This is a genomic window from Burkholderia latens, from assembly GCF_001718795.1.
In the GTDB taxonomy this organism is placed as follows: Bacteria; Pseudomonadota; Gammaproteobacteria; order Burkholderiales; family Burkholderiaceae; genus Burkholderia; species Burkholderia latens_A.
In genome coordinates, this window is sequence record NZ_CP013438.1 from 282,950 (window position 1) to 307,921 (window position 24,972).

23 protein-coding genes and 1 pseudogene are annotated in these 24,972 nt (G+C 67.0%); 17 read left to right on the forward strand and 7 right to left on the reverse strand.

Annotated elements, in window-relative coordinates:
- The first annotated feature begins 125 nt into the window (after positions 1 to 125).
- Positions 126 to 992, forward strand: a complete 867-nt coding sequence (locus tag WK25_RS20685) for an NmrA family NAD(P)-binding protein (RefSeq protein ID WP_069242608.1) — start codon at positions 126 to 128, stop codon at positions 990 to 992.
- A 132-nt stretch (positions 993 to 1,124) separates the two neighbouring features.
- Here WK25_RS20685 and WK25_RS20690 read toward each other — a convergent pair whose 3' ends face one another.
- The 3 genes and pseudogenes from WK25_RS20690 to WK25_RS20695 form a co-directional block, all read right to left on the reverse strand.
- Positions 1,125 to 1,688: a PAS and helix-turn-helix domain-containing protein gene (locus tag WK25_RS20690; protein WP_226209271.1), complete on the reverse strand. Its 564-nt coding sequence runs from the start codon at positions 1,686 to 1,688 to the stop codon at positions 1,125 to 1,127.
- Between the two features lie 115 nt (positions 1,689 to 1,803).
- Positions 1,804 to 2,033, reverse strand: a pseudogene (locus tag WK25_RS32135) (hypothetical protein); the annotation flags it as partial.
- Between the two features lies 1 nt (position 2,034).
- On the reverse strand, positions 2,035 to 3,381 hold the full coding sequence (locus WK25_RS20695; RefSeq protein ID WP_040139134.1) for an MFS transporter: 1,347 nt from the start codon (positions 3,379 to 3,381) through the stop codon (positions 2,035 to 2,037).
- Positions 3,382 to 3,677: 296 nt separating this feature from the next.
- On the opposite strand from WK25_RS20695, the gene WK25_RS20700 reads away from it, so the two are divergent.
- The 9 genes from WK25_RS20700 to WK25_RS20740 all read left to right on the forward strand — a co-directional run bounded on the left by WK25_RS20700 (position 3,678) and on the right by WK25_RS20740 (position 12,055).
- Positions 3,678 to 4,877, forward strand: coding sequence for a PLP-dependent aminotransferase family protein (locus tag WK25_RS20700; protein ID WP_069242609.1), 1,200 nt, complete (start codon positions 3,678 to 3,680; stop codon positions 4,875 to 4,877).
- 12 nt (positions 4,878 to 4,889) lie between these two features.
- Complete coding sequence (locus tag WK25_RS20705) at positions 4,890 to 5,078, forward strand: hypothetical protein (RefSeq protein ID WP_040139136.1); 189 nt, start codon at positions 4,890 to 4,892, stop codon at positions 5,076 to 5,078.
- A 92-nt stretch (positions 5,079 to 5,170) separates the two neighbouring features.
- Complete coding sequence (locus WK25_RS20710) at positions 5,171 to 5,773, forward strand: pyridoxamine 5'-phosphate oxidase family protein (RefSeq protein ID WP_069242610.1); 603 nt, start codon at positions 5,171 to 5,173, stop codon at positions 5,771 to 5,773.
- A 169-nt stretch (positions 5,774 to 5,942) separates the two neighbouring features.
- On the forward strand, positions 5,943 to 7,220 hold the full coding sequence (locus tag WK25_RS20715) for an epoxide hydrolase family protein (protein WP_069242611.1): 1,278 nt from the start codon (positions 5,943 to 5,945) through the stop codon (positions 7,218 to 7,220).
- A gap of 266 nt (positions 7,221 to 7,486) precedes the next feature.
- Positions 7,487 to 8,530, forward strand: a complete 1,044-nt coding sequence (locus WK25_RS20720) for an alpha/beta fold hydrolase (protein ID WP_059546208.1) — start codon at positions 7,487 to 7,489, stop codon at positions 8,528 to 8,530.
- A complete protein-coding gene (locus WK25_RS20725; RefSeq protein ID WP_040139140.1) occupies positions 8,530 to 9,069 on the forward strand; it encodes a cytochrome P460 family protein in 540 nt (179 codons plus the stop codon). Before WK25_RS20720 ends, WK25_RS20725 begins: the two co-directional genes overlap by 1 nt.
- A gap of 270 nt (positions 9,070 to 9,339) precedes the next feature.
- The gene (locus WK25_RS20730; RefSeq protein ID WP_040139141.1) at positions 9,340 to 9,702 is read left to right on the forward strand and encodes a DUF4148 domain-containing protein; all 363 of its coding nucleotides are present in this window, start codon (positions 9,340 to 9,342) and stop codon (positions 9,700 to 9,702) included.
- 84 nt (positions 9,703 to 9,786) lie between these two features.
- A complete protein-coding gene (locus tag WK25_RS20735) occupies positions 9,787 to 10,578 on the forward strand; it encodes an alpha/beta fold hydrolase (protein ID WP_040140936.1) in 792 nt (263 codons plus the stop codon).
- Positions 10,579 to 10,651: 73 nt separating this feature from the next.
- Complete coding sequence (locus tag WK25_RS20740) at positions 10,652 to 12,055, forward strand: amidase family protein (RefSeq protein ID WP_069242612.1); 1,404 nt, start codon at positions 10,652 to 10,654, stop codon at positions 12,053 to 12,055.
- A 146-nt stretch (positions 12,056 to 12,201) separates the two neighbouring features.
- Here the strand turns inward: WK25_RS20740 and WK25_RS20745 are convergent, their stop codons facing one another.
- Complete coding sequence (locus WK25_RS20745) at positions 12,202 to 12,816, reverse strand: LysE family translocator (RefSeq protein WP_059546211.1); 615 nt, start codon at positions 12,814 to 12,816, stop codon at positions 12,202 to 12,204.
- A 224-nt stretch (positions 12,817 to 13,040) separates the two neighbouring features.
- On the opposite strand from WK25_RS20745, the gene WK25_RS20750 reads away from it, so the two are divergent.
- A complete protein-coding gene (locus tag WK25_RS20750; RefSeq protein WP_040139144.1) occupies positions 13,041 to 14,189 on the forward strand; it encodes a porin in 1,149 nt (382 codons plus the stop codon).
- A 105-nt stretch (positions 14,190 to 14,294) separates the two neighbouring features.
- Here WK25_RS20750 and groL read toward each other — a convergent pair whose 3' ends face one another.
- Both groL and WK25_RS20760 read right to left on the reverse strand, forming a co-directional pair.
- On the reverse strand, positions 14,295 to 15,935 hold the full coding sequence (gene groL, locus WK25_RS20755; RefSeq protein WP_040139145.1) for a chaperonin GroEL: 1,641 nt from the start codon (positions 15,933 to 15,935) through the stop codon (positions 14,295 to 14,297).
- A gap of 12 nt (positions 15,936 to 15,947) precedes the next feature.
- The gene (locus WK25_RS20760) at positions 15,948 to 16,238 is read right to left on the reverse strand and encodes a co-chaperone GroES (RefSeq protein WP_040139146.1); all 291 of its coding nucleotides are present in this window, start codon (positions 16,236 to 16,238) and stop codon (positions 15,948 to 15,950) included.
- Between the two features lie 410 nt (positions 16,239 to 16,648).
- On the opposite strand from WK25_RS20760, the gene WK25_RS20765 reads away from it, so the two are divergent.
- The 4 genes from WK25_RS20765 to WK25_RS20780 are packed head-to-tail and all read left to right on the forward strand — an operon-like array spanning position 16,649 to position 21,479.
- Positions 16,649 to 18,598, forward strand: coding sequence for an arylsulfatase (locus WK25_RS20765; protein ID WP_069242613.1), 1,950 nt, complete (start codon positions 16,649 to 16,651; stop codon positions 18,596 to 18,598).
- Positions 18,599 to 18,607: 9 nt separating this feature from the next.
- Positions 18,608 to 19,657 (forward strand): formylglycine-generating enzyme family protein, encoded by a 1,050-nt coding sequence (locus tag WK25_RS20770; protein WP_069242614.1) that lies wholly within the window; start codon positions 18,608 to 18,610, stop codon positions 19,655 to 19,657.
- Positions 19,654 to 20,466: a MetQ/NlpA family lipoprotein gene (locus tag WK25_RS20775; protein WP_069242615.1), complete on the forward strand. Its 813-nt coding sequence runs from the start codon at positions 19,654 to 19,656 to the stop codon at positions 20,464 to 20,466. The genes WK25_RS20770 and WK25_RS20775 overlap by 4 nt, the downstream gene beginning before the upstream one ends.
- On the forward strand, positions 20,460 to 21,479 hold the full coding sequence (locus WK25_RS20780; protein WP_069242616.1) for a flagellin N-methylase: 1,020 nt from the start codon (positions 20,460 to 20,462) through the stop codon (positions 21,477 to 21,479). Before WK25_RS20775 ends, WK25_RS20780 begins: the two co-directional genes overlap by 7 nt.
- Positions 21,480 to 21,546: 67 nt before the next feature.
- Here the strand turns inward: WK25_RS20780 and WK25_RS20785 are convergent, their stop codons facing one another.
- The gene (locus WK25_RS20785) at positions 21,547 to 22,479 is read right to left on the reverse strand and encodes a LysR family transcriptional regulator (protein WP_059546223.1); all 933 of its coding nucleotides are present in this window, start codon (positions 22,477 to 22,479) and stop codon (positions 21,547 to 21,549) included.
- Positions 22,480 to 22,686: 207 nt separating this feature from the next.
- Between WK25_RS20785 and WK25_RS20790 the strand changes: the two genes are divergently transcribed.
- Positions 22,687 to 23,460, forward strand: coding sequence for a putative hydro-lyase (locus WK25_RS20790; protein ID WP_069242617.1), 774 nt, complete (start codon positions 22,687 to 22,689; stop codon positions 23,458 to 23,460).
- A 192-nt stretch (positions 23,461 to 23,652) separates the two neighbouring features.
- Positions 23,653 to 24,957: an MFS transporter gene (locus WK25_RS20795; protein ID WP_040139153.1), complete on the forward strand. Its 1,305-nt coding sequence runs from the start codon at positions 23,653 to 23,655 to the stop codon at positions 24,955 to 24,957.
- Positions 24,958 to 24,972 lie beyond the last annotated feature (15 nt).

Genomic DNA, 24,972 nt, shown 5'->3' on the forward strand with positions numbered 1-24,972 from the left:
ACGTTCGCAGCGATGATGCCGAATTCATGACGCGTTGTCACTTATCTGATGCCATCCATGTCGTTTTGTTTCGGTCAGCGTTTGTCCAGAATGCGACCGACGTATTCACACATGGGGAACGAGCAATGTATGCAATCACGGGAATCACCGGCAAGGTCGGCGGCGCATTGGCCCGCGAATTGCTGGCCGCGGGGCAACCGGTGCGCGCAGTCGTGCGCGACACGACGCGGGCAGCGGTGTGGGCGGAGCGCGGGTGCGAGATCGCGACCGCGTTCATGGACGACGCTGCGTCGCTCGCCGATGCATTCACAGGTGCGGCGGGCGTTTTCATCCTGCTCCCGCCGGTGTTCGATCCGGAGCCCGGGTTTCCCGAAGCGCGGAAAGTGATCGAGGCTGTGTCCGCCGCGCTTCTGAAGGCGCGCCCCGAACGGGTCGTTTGCCTGTCGACGATCGGCGCGCAAGCCGACGAGTCCAATTTGCTCACGCAACTGACGCTGATGGAGCAGGCGCTGCGCGAGATGCCGATGCCCGTGACGTTCCTGCGGCCCGGCTGGTTCATGGAGAACGCCGCGTGGGATGTCGCGTCCGCGCGCGACGATGGCGCCATCGCCAGCTACCTGCAGCCGCTCGACAAGCCCGTGCCGATGGTCGCCACCGCGGACGTCGGCCGCGTGGCGGCGGAACTGCTTCAGCAGACGTGGCACGGCGTGCGTGTCGTCGAGCTCGAGGGCCCGCGCCGCGTGAGCCCCGATGAACTCGCACGGGCCTTCAGTCGCGTTCTGGGCCGGCACGTGCGCGCGGAAGTCGTCGACAGGCGAACGTGGGAAACGCTGTTCCGCGCGCAGGGGATGAAGCATCCGGCGCCCCGCATGCGCATGCTGGACGGCTTCAACGAAGGCTGGATCGATTTCGAAAGCAGGCCTGATGAAATTTTGCGCGGTCGCGTCGCACTGGACAGCGTCCTGAGCGAGCTTGTGTCGCGTACGGTCTGAATAGACTCGGTGGGGCGCGGGGCGCGGGGCGCGGGGCGCGTGTGCGCTTCGGGCAGGCAAGCGACGTCCGCGGAAAGGCGTGCGTCACGTGTTTGTTGCCGCGCGCACGACGCGTTGTCGATACGCGTGCCCTCACGCCAGCAGACACGCTATCAAGTCATGCGTCGTCCGCACCTCATACTTCCGCAGCAAACTCGCACGATGAATATCGACGGTGCGCGGGCTGATGCCCAGTTCCTTGCCGATTTCCTTGCTGGTGAGGCCATGCACCAGCAGCGCCGCGACGTCCCGCTCGCGATCGGTCAGCGTGCTCGTGACGTCGGTATGCTTGACGTTCTCCGACAGATCGGTGAACGTCCAGATCGCCAGCTCGAACGGCCGCTTCGGGTTGTATCCGAAACCGCAGACGGTGACCCAGAAGTGACTGCCGTCAACGCGCCGCATGATGCGGTCGTCGCTGAACCCGGCGTGTTTGGCAAGTAGCGGCGCGAGGCGCCGGCCCGTCGTCGCGAAGTCCTTCTGTTGCGGATAGAGCTTCGCGAACGACTGATCGATGATGTCGTCGCGCGTCGCCCTGAACAGTTGCAACGCCTTCTCGTTGCAGTCGATCATGATTCGCTCCTTCGCCACGATTGCCGCGACAGGCAGGTGCCTGAAGAGATCTTCGTAGTCGAGGGCTGGCATCGTGTCGGTCATGTTCGGCATCTCGTCGACGGTCCGAACCGTGTCCGGACCAGCGCTATCGGGTGGGGTTGTCTGCTGTCCGATTGTAGCGGCGGCGCAGGCGCGCGGAGCATCAGCCGACGTGAACGATGTCGCCGAGATTGTTATCGAATGCATACGCGTTGTGGAAGCCGCGGATGATGCCGGTCTTGTGTTTCCGCTTCACGCGCAGGACGTCGTCGGTCGTGCGCACCAGCGTGAGAACACCGAGCGCTCGAACTTCGAAACGTTCAGGCCGTCGATGACGATGCTGGAATCGTGAAGGCTCGCCCCTGTGCGAGGGGCGTGCCGGGCGCCGGCTCGAGAAGCCGGCGCGATCTCAAACCGCGCGTTCGATGCCGCGCTTCGCGGACTGGCCGGTTCCCGCGGTAGCCGGGCCTGCATCCTCGAGTGCAGTCTTCGACGTTTCCGGCAGAGCGAGGCCGCCGATCATCGCGAAGATCGACACGGCGATCAGGTAGTACGCGGGCGACAGATTGGTGCCGGTCGCCGAAATCAGCCACGTGGCGACGAGCGGCGCCGTGCCGCCGAAGATCGTGTACGCGAGGTTGTACGTGATCGCCGATGCGGTATAGCGCGTTTTCGTCGCGAACACTTCCGACATCAGCGGCGCCGTCACCACACCGGAGAACACCGCGCCGATGGCGAGCAGCGCGACGCCGAGCAGCGAGTGCGACAACACGCCCGAACCGCCCAGCGAAAACGCCGGATACACCGACACGATGATGAAGATGCCGGTCGTGGCGATCGTCGCGCGGCGGCCGACGAGGTCCGAGTAGAAACCGGCGACCGGGCACAACGCTGCCGCGAAAAACAGCGCGAGCACCGTCACGAGCAGCGACGTGCCACGCGACAGGTGGCCGGCGACTTGCAGGTACGTCGCGAAATAGGTGGTGAACGTGTAGAACGACAGCGCCGTCACCGACACGAACGCGCCGAGCTTCAGGATGTTCCACGATTGCGAATGCAGCGTTTCCATCAGCGGCGCATGCGCGATGTCGTGCTTGCCTTCGAGCGCCTGGAACGCGGGCGTTTCATTGAGGTTCACGCGCAGGTAGACGCCGATGAGGCCGACCGGCGCCGCGATCAGGAACGGCACGCGCCAGCCCCAGTCGATCATCGCCTGCGACGACAGCGACGATTCGAGCAGATACGCGACCACGGCCGCGCACGCGAACGACGAGAACGTCGATACCGGCACGAAGCTGCCGAAGAATGCGCGGCGGCGGCGCGGCGCGTGTTCCATCACGTACGCGCACGCGCCGGCGTATTCGCCGCCGGCCGAAAAGCCTTGCACGCAGCGGATGATCGTCAGCAGCAGCGGCGCCCAGTAGCCGATGCTCGCGTAGGTCGGCAGCAGGCCGATCAGCGTCGTCGAGCCGGCCATCATCAGGATCGTCAACGCGAGCGTGCGCTTGCGGCCGATCCGGTCGCCGACGACGCCGAAGATCAGCCCGCCCAGCGGACGGAATGCAAAGGCCACCGCGAACACGGCGAAGGTTTTGAGGAGGCCGACCGTCGGGTCGCCGCTCGGGAAGAATTCGCGCGTCAGGATGGTGGCGAGAAAGCCGTATGCGGCGAAATCGAACCATTCGACAAAATTGCCGATGGACGCTGCGGCGATCACGCGCCGGAGTGTTTTGGTGTCGACGTCCTGGGTGGTCATGGTCGTGTCCTCTCTACGTGTGGGCGCTCGGTTCGCGTCGAAAACCATGGTAGGGAGGCCAATTACCTAGGTCGATAGGTGTCAATTACCTAGGTAATCGGAGGAGGCGAACCTGACCGGCGGATCTGGAACATTAATGACCAAACCGCAAGACCTAGTGCGTAGATATCGTTTGCCGCGCCGTTAATGACTATCGACAATCGTGGCTCGAATCCCCGCCGCTTGCGCCAGAAGCGCAGGGGCGGCCGGCACGTGGCGGCTATCCCGGCCGTCGCTGCCATCCAGCTCACGACGACATGTACGCGTTCACGCCCTCATTCCAGAATCCAGCCGGTTCGCCGATCCGCGAGCTGTTCAAGTACCTTTCCGAACCGGGGATGATCTCCTTCGCGGGCGGCTACCCGGCGAGCGACCTGTTCGACGTCGACGGCCTGAACACGGCTGCCGAACGCGCATATGCGCAGCCGGTCCGCTGCCTGCAATACGGCCCGACCGACGGCCTGGCGGAACTGAAGCAGCAACTGATCGCATTGATGGCGCGCCGCGGCGTCGCGTGCACGCCGGCCGAATTGCTCGTCACCACCGGTTCGCAGCAGGGGCTCGACCTGCTGCTGCGCGTGATGGTCGCGCCGGGCGACGTCGTGCTGACCGAACAACCCGCTTATCCGGCGACGCTGTCGGCGATGCGTCTGCAACAGGCGCGGATCGTGACGATCCCCGTCGATGGCGACGGCCTCGACGTCGACCGTCTCGCTTCGCTGCTCGCGTCGGGCGCGATCGCGCAGCCGAAGCTGCTGTACACGGTGCCGACCTTCGCGAACCCGACCGGCGCGACGCTTGCGCGCGAACGTCGGCTGAAGCTGTTGCGGCTCGCGGTGCAATACCGTTTCCTGATCGTCGAGGACGACCCGTACGGCGATCTGCGCTTCGCGGGCGAGCCGGTGCCCTCGATGCTCGCGCTGGCGAGCGAAGTCGAAGGTGCGCGCGACTGGATCGTGCACTTCGCGAGCCTGTCGAAAATCGTCGCGCCGGGGCTGCGCGTGGGCTGGACGATCGCGCCGGCCGAGATCGCACGCCGCTGCGTGATCGCGAAGCAGACGGTCGACCTGTGCAGCGCGCCGTGGACGCAAGCGATCGCCGCTGAGTATCTTGCCGACGGTGCGCTCGAACGCCATTTGCCGCACATCACGGCGGCCTACAAGCGCAAATGCGATGCGATGTGCGACGCACTGCGCGATGGCTTCGGCGACGCGATTACGTTTCATCGTCCCGAAGGCGGGATGTTCGTGTGGGCGCGGATCGGCGCGGTGTCGTCCGACGTGCTGCTGCAACGGGCGATCGCGAACAAGGTCGTGTTCGTGCCTGGCAACGCATTCTTCGCCGACAACGTCGACGCCGCGTCGCTGCGCCTGTCGTTCGCCGCGCCGGACATCGATCCGATCCGGGAAGGCGTCGCGCGCCTGGTGCGCGCATATGGTGCGGCGCTGGCCGCGTGAGGAGACAGATAGATGAACATCGTCGTCAGCACCGCCGGATGGGCGGATGAAGCGCCGGGCATGGCCGGCGTCCGGCCCGTCGAGCACAGATCGTCGCAGATCAGCGCGGGGCCGCAATACGTGGCCGACGTGCTGGGCCGCTTCGGCGCGGAGCCGAACGACGCAGGCGACGCGGCGCCTGCCGTCCTCGGCTACAACTGAACCGGGCGGCCGCCCGCTCGCGCTGCCGGCAGCGCGCGGCCGCCGAGACGGTTAAGCTAGCGCGATCGACTCCCCGACACCGCCGCGCCCACATGTCCGATCCCGCTGCCGAATCGCTTGCGCAAACATACGACCGTCTATGGTCGTGCCTCGAATCCGGCGTCGGCGCACAGCGCTCGCCGTTCACGATGCTGCTGGCCGCGACGCTCGGCGTCGACGGCGCGCCGAAGGTGCGCATGGTCGTACTGCGGCAAGTCGATCGTGCGCGCCGCGTGCTGGCGTTCCATACCGACGTGCGTTCGGAGAAAGTGGCGGAGCTGCGCCGCGATCCGCGCATCGCGATCGTCGCGAACGATCTCGGCTCGCTCGTGCAGATTCGCGCGGAAGGTGTTTCATCGATCTGCGACGACGAAGCGCAACGTCGTGCGATCTGGCAATCGAGCCGCCCGCATACGCTGCTCCTGTATCGCGCGCCATTGCGCCCGGGCACGCCGATCGAGTCGCCTGACGACGCGCGCATCGCGGCGAGTCGAAGCACCGGCGCAACGGCAGACGACGACGGCTATCGAAACTTCTGCCTGATCCACGTGGACGTCACGCGCATCGACTGGCTCGAACTCGGGCGCAGCGGCCATCGGCGCGCGATCTTCGACGTGAGCGACGGCGGTTGCGAAGGACGCTGGGTTGCACCCTGACCGCGGTTTCCGCATCGCTGCTACAAACGCGTACAAACCAGACACATCCGGGATACATCAGACCTTTCAAATGGGCGACGCCGCATGACCAGCGCGCGCCCGTTCGAAAGTCGGCGCGATAGGTGCGCGGCATGTTCACTTTCCACTTTACGAAAGGAGATGCCGAACGATGTCTTCCACACCGTTTTCCCCAATGCGTCGCCACCTGCTGGCCAGTTCCGTTGCCGCCGGCGTCACCGCGATGCTGCCCACCGCGCTGCATGCGGCGACCGGCGGCGACGGCATACGCCCGTTCACCGCCCATATTCCCGATGAAGCACTGGCCGACCTGCGCCGGCGCATTGCCGCGACGCGCTGGCCGGGCCGCGAGACCGTCGCCGACGAATCCCAGGGCGTACGGCTCGCGCGCATGCAGGCGCTGCTGCGCTACTGGGGCACCGACTACGACTGGCGCAAGGGCGAGGCGCGCCTGAACGGTTTCCCGATGTTCATCACCGAAATCGACGGGCTCGACATTCATTTCATCCACGTGCGCTCGCGGCACGCGAACGCGATGCCGATGATCATGACGCATGGCTGGCCCGGCTCGATCTTCGAGTTGCTGAAGGCGATCGGCCCGCTCACGGATCCGACCGCGCACGGTGCAAGCGCCTACGATGCGTTCCACGTCGTCGTGCCGTCGCTGCCCGGCTTCGGCTTCTCGGGCCGTCCGACGAAGACGGGCTGGGGCTCCGACCACATCGCACGCGCGTGGGGCGAGCTGATGGCTCGTCTCGGCTATACGCGCTTCGTGTCGCAGGGCGGCGACTGCGGCTCGGTGATCTCGCACCGGATGGCGATGCAGCGCGTACAGGGCCTGGCCGGCATTCACGTGAACATGCCGGCGACGGTGCCGCCGGACATCGCAACGCTGCTGCAGACGGACGCGCCTGCGCCGGCATCGCTGTCGCCGAAGGAGAAGGCCGCGTACGAGAAGCTCGCGACGTTCTATCGCGACAATTGCGGCTACTCGGCGATGATGGTCACGCGTCCGCAGACGGTCGGCTACGCGCTCGCCGATTCGCCGTCGGGTCAGGCCGCATGGATGTACGACAAGATCTCGCAGTGGACCTACAGCGGCGGCGTGCCCGAACGCTCGATTCCGCGCGACGAGATTCTCGACGACATTTCGCTGTACTGGCTGACCAACACGGCCACGTCGTCCGCGCAGATCTACTGGGAGGATCACTCGAACAACTTCAACGCGGTGGACATCTCGCTGCCGGCGGCGATCACGGTGTTCCCCGGCGAAATCTACCAGGCGCCGCGCAGCTGGGCCGAGCGCAGCTATCACAACCTGATCTATTTCAACGAAGTCGACAAGGGCGGGCATTTCGCGGCGTGGGAAGAGCCGGAACTGTTCGCGCGCGAAGTGCGTGCGGGGTTCCGGCCGCTGCGGCGCGCGTGAGCGTGGCCGGATCGGGCGACGCTCGACGAGCCGGCGCGGGCGACTGCCCCGCGCGCCTGCGCCGGCCGCGAACCGTCGGTTCGCACGCGATTTTGAATCGTTGTTTGTCGGACTCGAACACAGATACGTTGAGATACAAAGCGTCCGGGCGGTTCGGATATAAAACCGGTGACGCGTATCACACGGCGGCGCAATGCCAGGCGCCGCCGGCGTGAACGGCGATACCGGAATTCCTTTCTTTGCGCTTCGACAATGGAGAACGAGTCATGCCCGATACCGTGAACACCCGCCGCCGCCTGATCCTGGGCTCGACACTCGCGAGCCTGAGCCTGGCCGATCTAGGCTTCAGCGCGCTCGCGAATGCGCAGCCGGCGCCCGCCGCATCGACATCGAAGGGCGCGGCCGGCGCCGCGTCGCTCGGCAAGATCCACCAGATCGACGCGGGTGTGCTGAACGTCGGGTATGCGGATCTCGGCCCGAAGAACGGCCCGGTCGTGTTCCTGCTGCACGGCTGGCCGTACGACATCTACAGCTACGCCGACGTCGCGCCGCTGCTGACGGCGGCCGGCTATCGCGTGATCGTCCCGTACCTGCGCGGTTACGGTTCGACGACGTTCCGCTCCGCCGACACGGTGCGCAACGGCCAGCAGGCCGTGACGGCCGTCGACATCGTCGCGCTGATGGATGCGCTGAAGATCGACAGCGCGGTGTTCGGCGGCTACGACTGGGGCGCGCGCACGGCCGACGTCATCGCGGCGCTGTGGCCGCAGCGCGTCAAGGCGCTGGTGTCGGTGAGCGGCTACCTGATCGGCAGCCAGGCGGCGAACGCCAAGCCGTTGCCGCCGCAGGCCGAATTGCAGTGGTGGTATCAGTTCTACTTCGCGACGGAGCGCGGCGCAATCGGTTACGCGGAGAATCGCGATGCATTCAACAAGCTGATCTGGCAGCTCGCGTCGCCGAAGTGGCAGTTCTCCGACGAAACGTTCGCGCGCAGCGCCGCATCGTTCCAGAATCCCGATCACGTTGCGGTCGTGATTCACAACTACCGCTGGCGCCTCGGCCTCGCGAAGGGCGAAGCGCAATACGACGACATCGAGCGGCGTCTTGCGGCCGGTCCGGTAATCACCGTGCCGACGATCACGATGGAAGGCGACGCGAACGGCGCGCCGCACCCGCAACCAGCCGCGTATGCGAAGAAGTTCACGGGCAAGTACCAGCACCGGACGATCACCGGCGGCATCGGCCACAACCTGCCGCAGGAAGCGCCGCAGGCGTTCGCCGACGCGATCCTGCAAGTGGAGCATCTGTGATGCGCGCGGATACTCACGTTTTGCGCGCCGGCGGCGCGCGCCGTGTGCTGATCGCGGGCGTGCTGCTCGCCGGCGCGCTGGCGGCAAGCGGCCCGGCCGCGCTGGCCGAGCAGCCGAAGCCGGCCGCGTCGCCGATCTACGGCGTGACGATTCCGCCCGGTTACCGGAAGTGGGAAATGGTCGCGCCGGCCGAGGAGGCGGCGCCGCTCGACGAGTTGCGCGTGGTGCTCGGCAATCCCGTCGCGATTCGAGCGCTCGAACAGTCGACGCTGCCGTTTCCGGACGGCACGATCCTCGTGAAGCTCGCGTACAAGCGCAAGCAGTCGGACGAATTCCCGCCGGCGACGGTGCCGGGCCAGGCGACGACCGTGCAGGTGATGGTGAAGGATTCGCGGCGCTATGCGTCGACGGGCGGCTGGGGTTTCGGGCGCTTCATCAACGGCGTGCCGGCCGATATCGGCCAGCACCAGACGTGCTTCGCCTGTCATCAGGCGCGCGTGAAGAATCACGATTATGTGTTCACGCGGCTCGCGCCTTGACGTGACCTGACGAAGCGGTTCGACGGACAGGCGTGCCGACGGCGGCACGCCTTTTTTGCGTTGAGCGGCAGGTGCGGCGATCGGCGCGTGTGTATCGCACTGTATCGGGAGCCGTTGCGGAAACATCGGCTTGCACAGCACCCCGGTTCCGGAAACATGCCGGATACGTGAGCGGGTTCTACTGTCGACATGCAGCAAACGTTCGGTGCCATACGTTCGCACCGGACGCCGAATGATCGATATCCCCCACTTCCGCCAAGGAGAACTGTCATGAAAGCCGCTCGAATCCTCGCAGTTGCCGTACTCGCCGCGATCCCCGCTTTGTCGTTTGCCGATACCGGCCATGGTCTCACGCGTGCCGACGTGCGCGCCGATCTCGTCCGGCTCGAGAAGGCCGGCTACAGCCCGGCCGGCAGCGAAGCGCATTACCCGGACGACATCGCCGCTGCGGAGAGCGCTGTCGCGGCCGCCGAGCAGGTCGCCCGTTCCGACCAGAACGGCCCGTCGAAGTCGCAGGGCGACAACGTCGCCGCCGTCGCGCCGGCCGCCCGCTTCGCCGCGGCGGGACCGCGCGCCGCGCACAACGTACGCAGCACACGCACGGATGCCGACGATCTGTACGCGCATTCGTAATCCGCGGCCGCGCATGCGTTACGCAGCGCGGCGCGATCTGCAACATTCCAGATGATCAACAACACGACAGACAGGAGCATGACGATGGTCGGTTTGACGAAACGGGTTCTGGTGTCCGCGGCGGTGCTCGGCGGGCTGTTCGGTGCGATGACGGCGCAGGCGGCGCCGAAGGACGATCTGAAAGGCACGAACGTCGTACTCGTGCACGGCGCGTTCGCGGACGGGTCGAGCTGGAATCGCGTCATTCCGCTGCTCGAGGCGCGTGGGCTGCATGTGGTCGCGGTGCAGAATCCGCTGAGCTCGCTCGCCGACGATGCGGCCGCGACGAAACGTGCGATCGACGCGCAGACGGGCCCTGTCGTGCTGGTCGGCCACTCGTGGGCCGGCGTCGTGATCAGCGACGCGGGCAATGACGACAAGGTGAAGTCGCTCGTCTACGTCGCCGCGTTCGCGCCGGACAACGGCCAGTCGATTGCCGACGTGACGCAGGGGTTGCCGGCGCCTGCATGGGCCGGCGAGCTGCGCAAGGACGCCGGCGGCTTCACGACGCTGTCGGACAACGCGATCGCGCACGATTTCGCACCTGACTTGCCGCCCGCGCAGCAGCGCGTCGTCGCGGCGACGCAAGGACCGTGGTACGGCGGCTGCATTTCGGAGAAGGTGACGCAGGCCGCATGGCACGTGAAGCCGTCGTCGTTCGTCGTCGCGACGCAGGATCGGATGATCGATCCTAAACTGCAGGATGCGATGGCGAAGCGGATCGGTGCGACGGTCACGCGCGTGAACGGCAGCCACGTCGCGATGCTGAGCCAGCCGAAGGCCGTGGCCGACGCGATCATCGCGGCAGCGGAACGTGCGAAGCACGATGCGCAGTGAGTGAAGGCGGCGCCACGCCGCGACGAAGCGTGGCGCCGCGAGTGATGGTGATGTCCTTGCACGAGGAGAAGTCATGACGCAGCAGCTGTGGAAATTGTCGGCGACCGAGATCGCGAAGCGGGTGCGGCAACGTGAAGTGTCGGCGCGGGAAGTGGCGGATGCGGCGCTGGCCCGTCTCGACGCGGTGAATCCGGCGATCAACGCGGTGGTCGAGCATCGCCCCGACGACGTGCGCCGGCAGGCCGATGAAGTCGATCGCGCGATCGCGCGCGGCGACGATCCAGGCCCCCTGGCCGGTGTGCCGGTGACCGTGAAGATCAACGTCGACGTCGCGGCATTCGCGACGACCAACGGCACGCGGTTGCAGGAACACCTGATCGCGAACGCCGACAGCCCGTCCGTCTCGAACCTCAGAAAAGCCGGTGCGGTGCTGCTCGGCCGCAGCAATTCGCCGACGTTCGCGCTGCGCTGGTTCACGTCGAATCTCGTGCACGGTCATACGTACAATCCGCGCAACCGCTCGCTGACGCCGGGCGGGTCGAGCGGCGGCGCGGCGGCCGCGGTGGCGGCCGGGATCGGTGCGCTCGCGCTCGGCACGGACATCGGCGGCTCGGTGCGCTACCCGGCCTATGCGTGCGGCGTGCACGGCATCCGCCCGTCGCTCGGGCGTGTGCCGGCGTTCAATGCATCGTCGCCGGAGCGCGCGATCGGCGCGCAACTGATGTCGACGACGGGGCCGATCGCGCGCACGATCGACGATCTCGCGCTCGCGCTGCGCGCGCTCGCCGCGCCGGACCTGCGCGATCCGTGGTACGTGCCGGTGCCGATCGACGGACGCGACGTGGCGAGGCGTGCGGCGCTGTGCGTGCGGCCGGGCGGCCTGCAGGTCGCGCCCGAAGTCGAGGCTGCGTTGCGCGATGCCGCACGCCGGCTCGTCGATGCCGGGTGGACCGTCGATGAAATCGACGACACGCCGCCGATGCGCGAGGCCGCGCTGTTGCAGGAGCAACTCTGGCTCGGCGACGGATTCGACGCGCTGGCGAACGCGGTCGCGAGCGACGGCGATCCAGGCGCGGCCGCGGTGATCGCCGGTGTGCGCGGCAAGGTGCGCGATCTGCCGGCCGACGTGATCAGCCGCGCGCTCGTGCAGCGCACGACGCTGACGCGGCAGTGGCGGCTATTCCTCGACGAATACGCGGTGTTGCTGTTGCCCGTGTCGTCGGAACTGCCATTCGCCGACGATCTCGATCGGCAAGGGCCGGAAGGTTTCGCGCGGGTATGGGAAGCACAATTGACGCTGCGTGCTCTGCCGGCGATGGGACTGCCGGGGCTGGCGGTGACGACGGGAAGCGTCGGCGACGTGCCGGTCGGCGTGCAGGTGGTCGCCGCGCATCATCGCGAGGATCTGTGTCTGCTCGCCGGGCGCGATATCGAGGCGCGCGGCGCGTCGATCGATGTGGTCGATCCGGCTGCGTGACTCGATGACAGGCGTGCCGCATCGATGAGCAGGCTCGCGACGCGACGATCGTCGATGTTGCGAGCGACAAGGCCGCTTGCGTGTCCCGATGACGGGATGCCGCAAGCGGCTTTTTTTCGTCGACGCAGCAACGCGTTCCAGGACGCTCAACGCCCCGCCAGCATCCGTCCGCCAAGCCCCATCAGCAGCACCCCGGCCGTCGTATCGATCGCGGCCTTGCGTCGGACCAGCAGCCCGCGCACCGACGGGTGCGACGCGAGCAGCGCCATCGTGCAGTACCACGCGCCCGAAATCGCGATCGACAATGCGACGACTGTGACATTGAACCACGCCGGCGCATGGGCGGGGACCATCAACGCGAAGATGCTGCCGTAGAACGCGACGGCCTTCGGGTTCGTCATGCTGGCGACAAAGCCTTTCTTCGCCGCGTGCCAGCCCGCGGACACCGTGCGCGCCGACACGGCCAACGGCTTGCGCGCGTTCAGCACCATCTTCAGGCCGAGCCAGATCAGATAGGCGGCGCCTGCCAGCCGCAGCGCGGTGTGCACCCAGCCGACGTGCGTTACCAGCACGCTCAGGCCGGCAATCGCAATCGCGGCCCAGGTGCCCGATGCGGCGGCGAGCCCCAGAGCGGTGATCACGCCGGCACGGCGCTGCGCGACCGCGGTCGATGTCACGATCACGAAGTTCGGGCCCGGGCTGGCAACGCTGAGCAGCAGGACGCCGGCGAGCGGCAGCAGGGAGTGGACGGGAGTCGACATGGCCGTGGGCAGCGAAGCGGAATGGGCTTTCATGTTACCCGAGCGCGACGCCCCGGCGTCTTCCCGGCTGCGGCCGCAATTGTTGACGGTATTGGAAAGGTCCGCTCCAGAAGCAGCAATAGGTGCGGCGAATATGACCGATTATTCTCCCGATCGCGGTACCGGGCGGCGAGCGCAATTGCTGTCGGACTGCTTACAAAATCAATTGCTCAGGGAGGCCTTCCATGACCCGCATCGTCGTTGCCGGTGGTATCGGCGCGGTTTTCGTCGCCGCAGCATCGTCTGCGTTCGCGCAGAGTTCCGTCACGTTGTATGGCCTCGTCGATACGGCGATTCGTTATCAGACCAACGCCGGCCCTGACGGCAAGGATCTGGTCGGCATGACCGTCGGTCCGGAAACGCACAGCCGCTGGGGCTTGCGCGGCAGCGAGGATCTCGGCGGCGGGCTGTCGGCGATCTTCCGTCTCGAGAACGGCTTCGAGCTCGGCGACGGCAAGCTCCACGTCGCGAACACGTTGTTCAGCCGACAAGCGTACGTCGGCCTGTCGAGCAACCGGTACGGGGCGCTGACCTTCGGTAACCAGTACGCGCCGCTGTACGACACGATGGGCGACGTATTCGATCCGATGACCGTCGGCGACTACTGGCAGGACAGCTGGGCGTACAACGGCATCGGCAACTACCTGACGGTGCCGAATTCGGTGAAGTACAAGTTCTCGTACAACGGCTTCGACGTCGATGCGATCTACGGTTTCGGCAATCATGCCGGTGCAATGGGCCTGGACAGCACGTACGGTGTCGAACTCACCTACGCGCGAGGTCCCGCATCGATCAACGCCGGCTTTCAGCAAACGTCGGTGTCGTCGGTGAACGGCAGCGCGGTCAACGGTGCGAAGGTGAATTTCGTGCACGTGAGCGGCGCGTACCAGGTTACGCAGACGGTGCGCGTGCTGGCCGGCTGGCTGCATGGGCAGGACAAGACGGGGACGACCGACTTCAACATGCAGCAAGGCGGCGCACCCGCGTTGCGCGGCGGCAGCCCCAACCGGATCGACGATACGTTCTATGTGGGCGCGAACTGGCAGGCCACCGCGCCGTTGCTGATCACGGTCGCCGGCTACTACGGCCACGCGCGCAACGCGGAGCGGCTCGACGGCACGCTCGGTTCCGGGATCAATTATTCGGCGACCGTGCTCGCCGAGTATGCATTGTCGAAGCACACGGAGATATACGGGACGGCCGACTTCGCACGCGGCAACGGCGCGTTCGCCGCCGATTATCCCGGCGTCACCAACCGGCAGACGGGGAGGGTCGACCAGATCGGCCGGACCAACAACGTCGGCGTCGCGATCGGCCTGCGCCAGATGTTCTGACCGCGGCTCGCGGGGCGTGAAAAAAAACGCGCGGCGAAAGGTGTCGCCGCGCGCCGCCGGGAGATAACGCGTGCGGGGCCGGTTCGGAGCCCGCACGCACCGTCGTCAGAAATCGAACCCGGGCCCGCCCGCACCGGGCCCGCCCGGCGCAGCGGCCGGCGCCGCATCCTTCGGCGCTTCGAATACGGTCGCATCGGTCGTCAGCAGCAGGCCCGCGACCGACGCCGCGTTCTGCAGCGCGGTGCGCGTGACCTTGGTCGGATCGAGCACGCCCGATTCGACGAGGTCGCCGTATTCGCCGGTCTGCGCGTTGTAGCCGAAATTGCCCGTGCCCTCCGCGACTTTCGCGACGACCACGCTCGCTTCCTCGCCCGCATTCGTGACGATCTGGCGCAGCGGTTCCTCGAGTGCGCGCAGCACGATCTTGATGCCTGCGTTCTGGTCGGCGTTGGCGCCGTGGAGCTCGCGGATCGCCTGACGCACGCGAATCAGCGCGACGCCGCCGCCCGGTACGATGCCTTCTTCGACCGCCGCGCGCGTCGCGTGCAGCGCATCGTCGACGCGGTCCTTCTTCTCCTTCACTTCGATCTCGGTCGCGCCGCCGACCTTGATCACCGCGACGCCGCCCGCGAGCTTCGCCACGCGTTCCTGCAGCTTCTCGCGATCGTAGTCGGACGTCGCCTCGTCGATCTGCACGCGAATCTGCTTCACGCGCGCTTCGATGTTCTTCGCGTCGCCGGCGCCGTCGATCACCGTCGTGTTTTCCTTGCCGACTTCGATGCGCTTCGCCTGGCCAAGCTCGGCAAGCGTCGCCTTGTCGAGCGTCAGCCCGGTTTCTTCCGCGATGACCTGGCCGCCGGTCAGGATCGCGATGTCTTCCAGCAGCGCCTTGCGGCGATCGCCGAAGCCTGGCGCCTTCACCGCGACCGTCTTCAGGATCCCGCGGATGTTGTTCACGACCAGCGTCGCGAGCGCTTCGCCTTCGACGTCCTCCGCGATGATCAGCAGCGGGCGGCCCGACTTCGCAACCTGTTCGAGCACCGGCAGCAGATCGCGAATGTTCGAGATCTTCTTGTCGTGCAGCAGGATGTACGGGTTTTCGATCTCGGCGATCTGCTTGTCGGGGTTGTTGATGAAGTACGGCGACAGGTAGCCGCGATCGAATTGCAGCCCTTCGACGACGTCGAGCTCGTCGGCGAGCGACTTGCCGTCCTCGACGGTGATCACGCCTTCCTTGCCGACACGGTCGATCGCTTCCGCGATGCGCTGGCCGATCGACTCCTCGCCGTTCGCGGAGATCGTCGCGACCTGCGCAATCTCCTTGCTGGTGGTGGTCGGCTTGCTGATCTTCTTCAGCTCGTCGACAGCGGCTGCGACGGCCTTGTCGATCCCGCGCTTCAGGTCGAGCGGATTGAGCCCGGCCGCGACATATTTCTGGCCTTCACGCACGATCGCCTGCGCGAGCACGGTCGCGGTTGTCGTGCCGTCGCCGGCTGCATCGCTGGTGCGCGACGCCACTTCCTTCACGAGCTGCGCGCCGATGTTCTGCAGCTTGTCCGCGAGCTCGATTTCCTTCGCGACCGACACGCCGTCCTTCGTGACGACGGGCGCGCCGAAGCTGCGTTCGAGCACGACGTTGCGGCCCTTGGGCCCGAGCGTGACCTTCACCGCGTTCGCGAGAATGTTGACGCCTTCGGTCAGCTTCGCACGCGCGACGTCGCTGAAAATGATTTCCTTCGCTGCCATGATTGCGCTCCGTTATTGATTGACGACCGCGACGATATCTTCCTCGCGCAGCACGAGAAACTCGGTGCCGTCCACCTTGACGGCCTGGCCTGCGTACTTGCCGAACAGCACGCGTTCGCCGATCTGCAGGTCGGGCACGACGCGCTGGCCGTCCGCGTCCTTGCGGCCGGGGCCGACGGCGATCACTTCGCCCTGGTCGGGTTTTTCTGCGGCGCTGTCGGGGATCACGATGCCCGACGCGGTGGTGGTTTCCTGGTCGAGTCGCTTCACGATGACGCGGTCGTGCAACGGGCGTAGGCTCATTTTTTCGTCCTGTGCTGTTCTGTCCGGAAGGATGGGTTGGCACTCTTCAACAGAGAGTGCTGACGAGTATAAAAATGCGCGGCGGCGCGATCCAATAACGGATTCGGAAAAGCATTTGCGCGGATGCGCTATGGGCCGGCGGCGTGCACGGCTGCTGCGACGACGCGTCGCGAATGGTCGATGCGGCGGTTCATGTCCTGAATGCCGGTTGACAAGCAATCCTGATTTGGCGTTGCGTACGCAGGTTGTCGAAAACGTCGGACCGTAATCGATTTCGACGAGTGGCCGCCTGGCCGCGTCGTCGCGAATCGCATATTCCCCCGTCCCGTTAGCATGTGACGAATCCGACTTTGGGCGCCGCGCGCGCGACGCTAAGATCGCCGATCCCGTAGATCGTGTGCGCCACAACAATGAAAAAATCCGCTTCGCCGTTGTTTGCCTTTCGTTTCCGTGTGGTCTGCGCCGCGATCGCCGGCGCGCTGTCGCTCGCGTCGTGCGGCGGCGTCGACAGCAATCCGCCTCCGCAAGCCAGCGCGGCGCCGGCGCCCAAACGCCCGAACATCCTGTACATCATGGCCGACGATCTCGGCTATTCCGACATCCATGCATTCGGCGGCGAGATCAACACGCCGAACCTCGACGCGCTCGTCGCGTCGGGCCGCATCCTGTCGAATCATCACACCGGCACCGTGTGCGCGATCACGCGCGCGATGCTGATTTCCGGAACCGACCACCATCTCGTCGGCGAAGGCACGATGGGCGTCCCGACCGACGAACGTCGCGGCCTGCCCGGCTACGAAGGCTATCTGAACGATCGCGCGCTGTCGTTCGCACAACTGCTGAAGGATGCGGGCTATCACACGTACATCGCGGGCAAGTGGCACATCGGCTCGGGGATCGTCGGCAGTGCGACGGGCAGCGGGCAGACGCCGGACCAGTGGGGTTTCGAGCGCAGCTACGTGCTGCTCGGCGGCGCGGCGACGAACCACTTCGCGCACGAGCCGGCCGGCTCGACGAACTACACGGAAGACGGTCGCTACGTGCAGCCGGGTCAGCCCGGGCAGCCGGGCGGAACGGGTGGCAGCCCGGCCGTGTTCTATTCGACGGACTTCTATACGCAGAAGCTGATTTCGTACATCGATGCGAACAGGCAGGATGGCAAACCGTTCTTCGCGTACGCGGCGTACACGTCGCCGCACTGGCCGCTGCAGGTGCCGGACCCATGGCTGCACAAATACGCGGGCGTGTATGACGCCGGCTATGACGCGATCCGCAATGCGCGCATCGCGCGGCAGAAGGCGCTCGGCCTGATTCCCGCCGACTTCAAGCCGTTCGACGGTTTGCCGGAAACGACATCGGCGTCGCCCGCGACGGCGAACAACGGCGCCGCGAACGCGAAGTACATCAGCGCCGTGCATTCGGCTGCCGATGGCTACAGCGACTACGGCGCCGGCAAGGTCGACAAGCTGTGGGCCAGCCTGAGCCCCGCCGAGCGCAAGGCGCAAGCGCGCTACATGGAGATTTACGCCGGGATGGTCGAGAACCTCGACTACAACATCGGCCTGCTGATCCAGCACCTGAAGGACATCGGCGAATACGACAACACGTTCATCATGTTCCAGTCGGACAACGGCGCGGAAGGCTGGCCGATCGATTCCGGCGCGGACCCGACGGCGACCGACACCGCGAACGCGCAGGAGCCGACTTATTCGGCGCTCGGCACCGACAACGGCAAACAGAACGCGCAGCGGTTGCAGTACGGGCTGCGCTGGGCCGAAGTGAGCGCGACGCCGTTCCGGCTCACGAAGGGCTATTCGGCGGAGGGCGGCGTGTCGACGCCGACGATCGTGCGCCTGCCGGGCCAGACGCGGCAGTTGCCGACGCTGCGCGCGTTCACGCACGTGACCGACAACACGGCGACGTTCCTCGCGGTCGCAGGCGTCACGCCGCCGTCGCAGCCGGCGCCGCCGCTCGTGAACACGCTGACGGGCGTCGATCGGAACAAGGGCAAGGTCGTCTACAACAACCGCTACGTGTATCCGGTCACCGGCCAGTCGCTGCTGCCGGTGCTGACCGGTTCCGCGTCGGGAGAAGTGCATACGACGCCGTTCGGCGACGAAGCGTATGGCCGCGCCTACCTGCGCAGCGCCGACGGTCGCTGGAAGGCGTTGTGGACGGAGCCGCCGCTCGGGCCGCTCGACGGCCACTGGCAACTGTACGACCTGACGGCAGACCGCGGCGAGACGACGGACGTGTCAGCGCAGAACCCGTCGGTAATCGGCACGCTGGTCGACCAGTGGAAGACCTACATGAGCAACGTCGGCGGTGTGGAGCCGCTGCGTCCTCGCGGCTATTACTGAGGTAGCGCGATGCGGTTTCGCTTCCTGACGCTCGGCGCGGCGCTCGCGGCCACGCTGTTCGCGGCCGCGTTCGCGGCCGGATATGCGAGCCCGCCGGCGTCGGCCGGTGGCGCGTTCGACGATGCGAATCGCGGGCGTCCGCTCGCGCCGCTCGGCTCCGAGCAGCAGTGCGAGCGCTATTCGGGCCTGCCTGCCAAATGGGGCGACGATCCGAAGGCGGGGATGGTGCACCTGCGCGGCGGCGCATTCGTGTTCGGCAGCGCGCGCGGCTATGCGGACGAGCGTCCGGCCGGCGACGGCAGCGCGCGCGTCGGTGGCTTCTGGATCGATCAGACCGACGTGACGATCGCGCAGTTCGCCGCGTTCGTGAACGCGACCGGCTACGTGACGGAGGCCGAACAGCAGGGCGGCGCGGCGGTGTTTCATGTGCCGACGCGCGACGAGCTGAATGCGCGCGATCTCGCGTGGTGGACGTGGGTGAAGGGCGCGTCGTGGCGCCAGCCGCACGGCCCCGGCAGCAACGTTCACGGGCTCGGCAACCTGCCCGTTACGCTCGTCACGCAGCGCGACGCACTCGCATATGCGAAGTGGCTCGGCCGCGATCTGCCGACCGAAGCCGAATGGGAATACGCGGGCAAGGCCGGCCGCGACGACGCATCGCTCGATGCGGCGCCGCGCGACGCGAACGGCAAGCCGGCCGCGAACTACTGGCAGGGAGCGTTCCCCGTGCTCGATACGGCCGAGGACGGTCATGCGGGCCTCGCGCCGGTCGGCTGCTATGCGGCAAACGGCTTCCATCTGTACGACATGATCGGCAATGCGTGGGAGTGGACGAAAGACGCGTACACCGGCCCGCATCAATCGCACACGAACGGCGACACGGCGGCCGTCGCACCGCCGACGCGCCGGCACGATACGCCGATGGTGATCAAGGGCGGCTCGTTCCTGTGCTCGCGCGATTACTGCGTGCGTTACCGCGCGTCGTCGCGCGAGCAGCAGGAAGCCGATCTCGGCGCGTCGCACATCGGGTTTCGCACGATTCTGAGGGATCCATCATGACGCGGGCGATGAGGCGTTGCATCGCCGCGTTGGTGGCCGTCGCGTGCGGCTTCGGCGGTCCCGGCCGAGCCTGCGCCGCGGACGCGGCGACGCCGGCGATACGCGTCGGCGTCACACGCGGCGTGCATGCCGAGATCATGGACCAGGTTAAGCGCGTCGCCGCCGCGCGCGGCGTCGGCATCGACGTGGTGCAGTTTGACGACGCGTCGCGCATCGATACTGCGCTCGCCGACGGCCGGATCGATGCGGCGAGCTTCGAGGACGCGCAGCGCCTCGCTGCGGCGCGCGCGGCAAAGGGCTATGCATTGACCGCCGTCGCACCGACCGTCACGCTGCCGATGGCGCTGTATTCGCGCAAGCTGAAGAGTCTGAACGAACTGCAGCCCGGCGCGACGGTCGGCCTTCCCGCCGACCCGCGCGGGATGGCGCGGGCGCTTGTGCTGCTGCAGAACGATACGCTGGTCACGCTGCGCGAAAACGCGGGCCTGCATGCGACACTGCGCGACGTAACCGGCAACCGGCTCGCGCTGAAATTCGTCGCGCTGCGCCGAGATCGCGTTAATGCGGCGCTGGATTCGGCTGCGTTCGTCGCGATCGACAGCGACGATGCCGCGCGCCTGGGCCTGCAACCGGCCCGGGACAGCATCAATCTCGAAGACGCGCGCTCGCCGTACGCGAACGTGTTGACCGTGCGCGACGCGGATCGTGCGAAACCCTGGGTCGCGCAGTTGGTGGCCGCGTATCACTCGGACGACGTCGCGCATTTCATCCTCGCGCGCTATCAGGATTCGGTGCGGCGGCCGTGGTAAGCGATTACCGTCTCGCGTGCCATGCGTGCGGGCGCTGCTGCAACAGCGCGCCGACGTTGTCGTTGCGCGAACTGTTCAGGCATCGGCATACGTTCGTCGGTGCGCTGACGATCGGTCGCGTGCCGAAGCTGCGCGTCGGCGAGCGGTTGCACGCGCAGCGGCATGGCGACGTGCTCGATCCGGAGGATGTCGCCGCTTCGCACGCGCTTGCCGACACGTTGTTCCATCGCGCGACGGGCGCCGGCGGCGAATGGATCGCGCTGACGCTGCAAGGCTACGATTATCCGTCGCTCGCGCGGTGCCCGGCACTGGCCGACGATGGCCGCTGCCGTGTGCATGCCGGCAAGCCGTCGATTTGCGGCGCGGTGCCGCTCGATCCGATGCTGCCCGATCGCTTGCAGTCGCGCGTCCTCGCCCGGCGGCGGGACGAAACGGCATGGCTGGGCGCGCACTGTATCGTCGGCACGGAAGACGGCGGCACGGCTTCCATCGATGCATCGCAGACGATTCCGCTGTTGAAGGACGGGATGCTCGTCGATCGCGCCGCACTCGACACGTTCCGCCATTCGCTCGTGTTCGAGCGCGCGGTGTGGCGTGACGCGGTGTTCGCGTCGCTGAGCGACGGCGGGCCGCAGGTCCGTCAGGCGTTAGCGCGGCTCGCACCCGGCGGTTATCTGACGATGTCGATCGTGCCGGTGCTGCTGGCAGCCGCATCGGTGTCCACGCATTGTCGTGCGTTGTGCATCGACTTCGTCGACGCCCAGCGCGCGCTGATCGAACAGCGGCTCGAAGCCGCGCTCGCACGCCGGCGTCTCGACGATCGTCCGGTGTCGCGCGAACTGCGCGGCTTCGCAGCGGCCCTCGAACGTGCGCGGCATGTGCTCGCTGCGGTGCCGGAAACTGCCGCGTCGCGTGCGAGCCTCGATGCGCGTCGCATCGAAGCATGGCTCGATGATCGAAACGGCATCGACGCCGACGCGTGCGCGCAGCCTCACCCCGGGCAGCCGGCGTGAGCGGCTTGCCGACGCGGCGCCTCATGCGTCGCGCGCGGCGTACGCCGCGCGGTATCCGCACATCGCTTCAAAGCGCCTCGACCAGCAACCGGTTGCTCTTCCCGCAATACTCGTGACACGCGGCGCGCGCCGCGATCGACGCGCCGTGCACGAACTTCGGCGCATCGGCCCGCCGTGACATCGACACGACGATCGACGGCGGCGACGGCTGCAGCGGCAGCTCGACGACCTCGCCGCTCGCGATCAATGCATCCACGAACAGCACCGGAATCGCGGCGACGCCGAACCCGTCGCGCACGAGCTGCACGATCACCGAGATCGACGGCGAACCGGTGATCCGCGTTTCCGACAGCGGCACGCCGTGCGCGTGCGCGAGCGTGCGCACGATGTCCTCGAGCGCGCGATGCGGCGCGGTGCCGCGCCCGTAGGTGAGGATCGGCTGGCGCAGCACCTGCCGCGCGAGGCCCGTGCGCGCGTTCGGCAGCAGCCCCGCGCGCGCGATCCAGCGCACCGGATAGTTCGCCAGCGCGTCGCAGATCACCGACGCCTCGTCGCTGCCTTCCACGCGAATGATCAGATCGAGCTCGCCCGCCATCAGCCGCCGCTGCAGCACGACGCTGACGTCGACGGTCAGGTCGATCTCGAGCTGCGGATAGTCGGCGGCGAGGCGGCGCAGGTAATGCGGCAACCAGCTATGCACGACCGTCTCGATCACGCCGAGCCGCAGCTTGCCGCGCAGCGCGCTTTCGCCTGCCGCGGCGGCCTGAAGCTCGTGCGTGGCCTCGACGACGGCCTTCGCATAGCCGAGCAGATATTCGCCGTTCGGCGTGAGCCGGAACGCGCGGCTGTCGCGGTCGACGAGCACGGTCTGCAATTCGTCCTCGAGCGCCTTCAGGCGCTGCGAGATCGCGGCCGGCGTCGCGTGCAGCGCGGCGGCCGTCGTGCGGAAATTGCGCAGCTTCGCGAGCGTGACGAAGGTTTCGAGAAAACGCGTGTTCATGGCGATCCCGCGGACGGTGGACGCGCAGCTTGCCGGTGAAAAAAACTGAACGGGACCGGGGAAAACCCGGACATCTGTTAAGCAATTCTATACACCGGGCACAAAAAAACTCGTTGGCGACAAAATTTTTTCTTTTCTATTCTTCGCCGTATCCGCTGACGCAGCGACATCGTCGGCCCAATCACACCCCGATCCGCTACCGACATCATGACGCCTTCCGAATTCCGCCAGTCCGTACGCAGCGGCGCGTTCCGCAATCCGACAGCCGGCCAGTGCGGCCCGTTCGCGCAAGCGAATCTCGCAATCCTGCCGAACGCGCATGCGCACGATTTCCTGCGCTTCTGTCAGGCGAATCCGAAGGCGTGTCCGCTGCTCGGCGTCGGCGAACCGGGTGCGTTCCGCGTCGCCGTGCTCGGCGAGGATCTGGACATCCGCACCGACGTGCCGAGCTACAACGTGTACAGGAATGGCGTGTTGACGGAGCGCGTCGATTCGCTCGAGGCGTTGTGGCGCGACGACTTCGTCGTGTTCGCGATCGGTTGCTCGTTTTCGTTCGAGGACATGCTGGCGCGCGAAGGGATCGGACTGCGGCATATCGAGGAAGGGCGCAACGTGCCGATGTACCGCACGTCGATCCCGAACCGCCGCGCGGGAATCTTCGGCGGCCAGCTGGTCGTGTCGATGCGGCCGCTGCGCGGCGCCGACGCGATACGCGCGGTGCAGATCACGAGCCGGTTTCCCGGCGTGCATGGCGCGCCGGTCCATATCGGCCACCCTGAAGCGCTGGGCATCGCCGATCTCGGCGCGCCCGATTTCGGCGACGCGGTAACGGTGCGCGACGGCGAGCTGCCGGTGTTCTGGGCGTGCGGCGTGACGCCGCAAACCGCGCTGATGGAAGCGAAGCTGCCGCTCGCGATCGCGCATACGCCCGGCTACATGCTGATGACCGACATCACGAACGCGTCGCTGGCCGTGTTCTGATCCGGTCGATGCCGGTGGCCCGCGCGGCCGCCACGCCGCCCGTCGCGGCATTACGCGGCATTACGCGGCAGCGGGGCGCCGGGCGCCGACGATCCGCTCGCGGCCGGAGCACGCCGCGGCACACGCATGAAGCCTACGTACCACACGCAAGACGTGCAGGTCTCGACCGCACATTTCGACAGGAGCCTCACCATGGAAAGCAAGACCCTCGCGGCGCCCGCCGCCGAGCCCGCGGGCCCCGCGCGCAACGGCCTGTTCGGATGGTATGCGCACGCGCAGCCGCGCGAGCGGCGCGCGTTCTGGAGCTGCAAGGTCGGCTACATGCTCGACGGGATGGACACGCAGATGCTGTCGTTCGTGATCCCGACGCTCGTCGCGACGTGGGGCATCTCGCTCGCGGATGCCGGCTTCATCGGCACGATGACGCTGCTCGCGTCGGCGCTCGGCGGCTGGATCGCGGGCATCCTGTCCGACCGGATCGGCCGCGTGCGCACGCTGCAACTGACGGTGCTGTGGTTCGCGGTGTTCACCGCGCTGTGCGGGCTTGCGCAGAACTACCACCAGCTGCTCGCCGCGCGCGCGCTGATGGGCTTCGGCTTCGGCGGCGAGTGGACAGCGGGCGCCGTGCTGATCGGCGAGGTGATCCGTGCACGCGATCGCGGCAAGGCGGTCGGGCTCGTGCAGTCGGGCTGGGCGATCGGCTGGGGGCTGTCGGCGCTGCTGTATGCGCTGCTGTTCTCGGTGCTGCCGGCCGAGCAGGCGTGGCGTGCGCTGTTCCTCGTCGGCCTCGCGCCGGCGCTGCTGGTGGTCGTGATCCGCCGCTACGTGAAGGAGCCGGACGTCTACGAAAAAGAGAAGGCCGCGCAGGCGAAAGGCGCCGACGCGCCGCGCTTCACGGAAATCTTTGCGCCGAAGCTGCTGTCGACGACATTGCGCGCGGCACTGCTGACGACCGGCGCGCAGGGCGGCTACTACGCGATCACGACGTGGCTGCCGACGTTCCTGAAGACCGAGCGGCACCTGACCGTGATGGGCACCGGCGGCTATCTCGCGACGATCATCATCGGTTCGTGGATCGGCTATCTGACGAGCGCCTATCTGACCGACCGCGTCGGCCGCAAGCCGAACTTCATCCTGTTCGCGCTCGGCTCGATGGTGATCGCGTTCGCCTACACGTCGCCGGCGCTGCATCTCACCGATTCGTCGATGCTGTGGCTCGGGTTCCCGCTCGGCTTCTTCGCATCGGGCATCTTCTCCGGGATGGGCGCGTTCCTGACCGAGCTGTTCCCGACGCGCGTGCGCGGGTCGGGGCAAGGCTTCTGCTACAACGTCGGCCGTGCGGTCGGCGCGCTGTTCCCGTTCCTGATCGGTGCGCTGGCGAAACACTACGGGCTCGGCGCGAGCATCGGCATCTTCGCGGTTGCCGCGTACGGCGTGATGATCGTCGCCGCGCTGACGCTGCCCGAAACGCGCGGCCGCGAGCTCGACGCCGCATAAGCGCGCCGCGCAAGC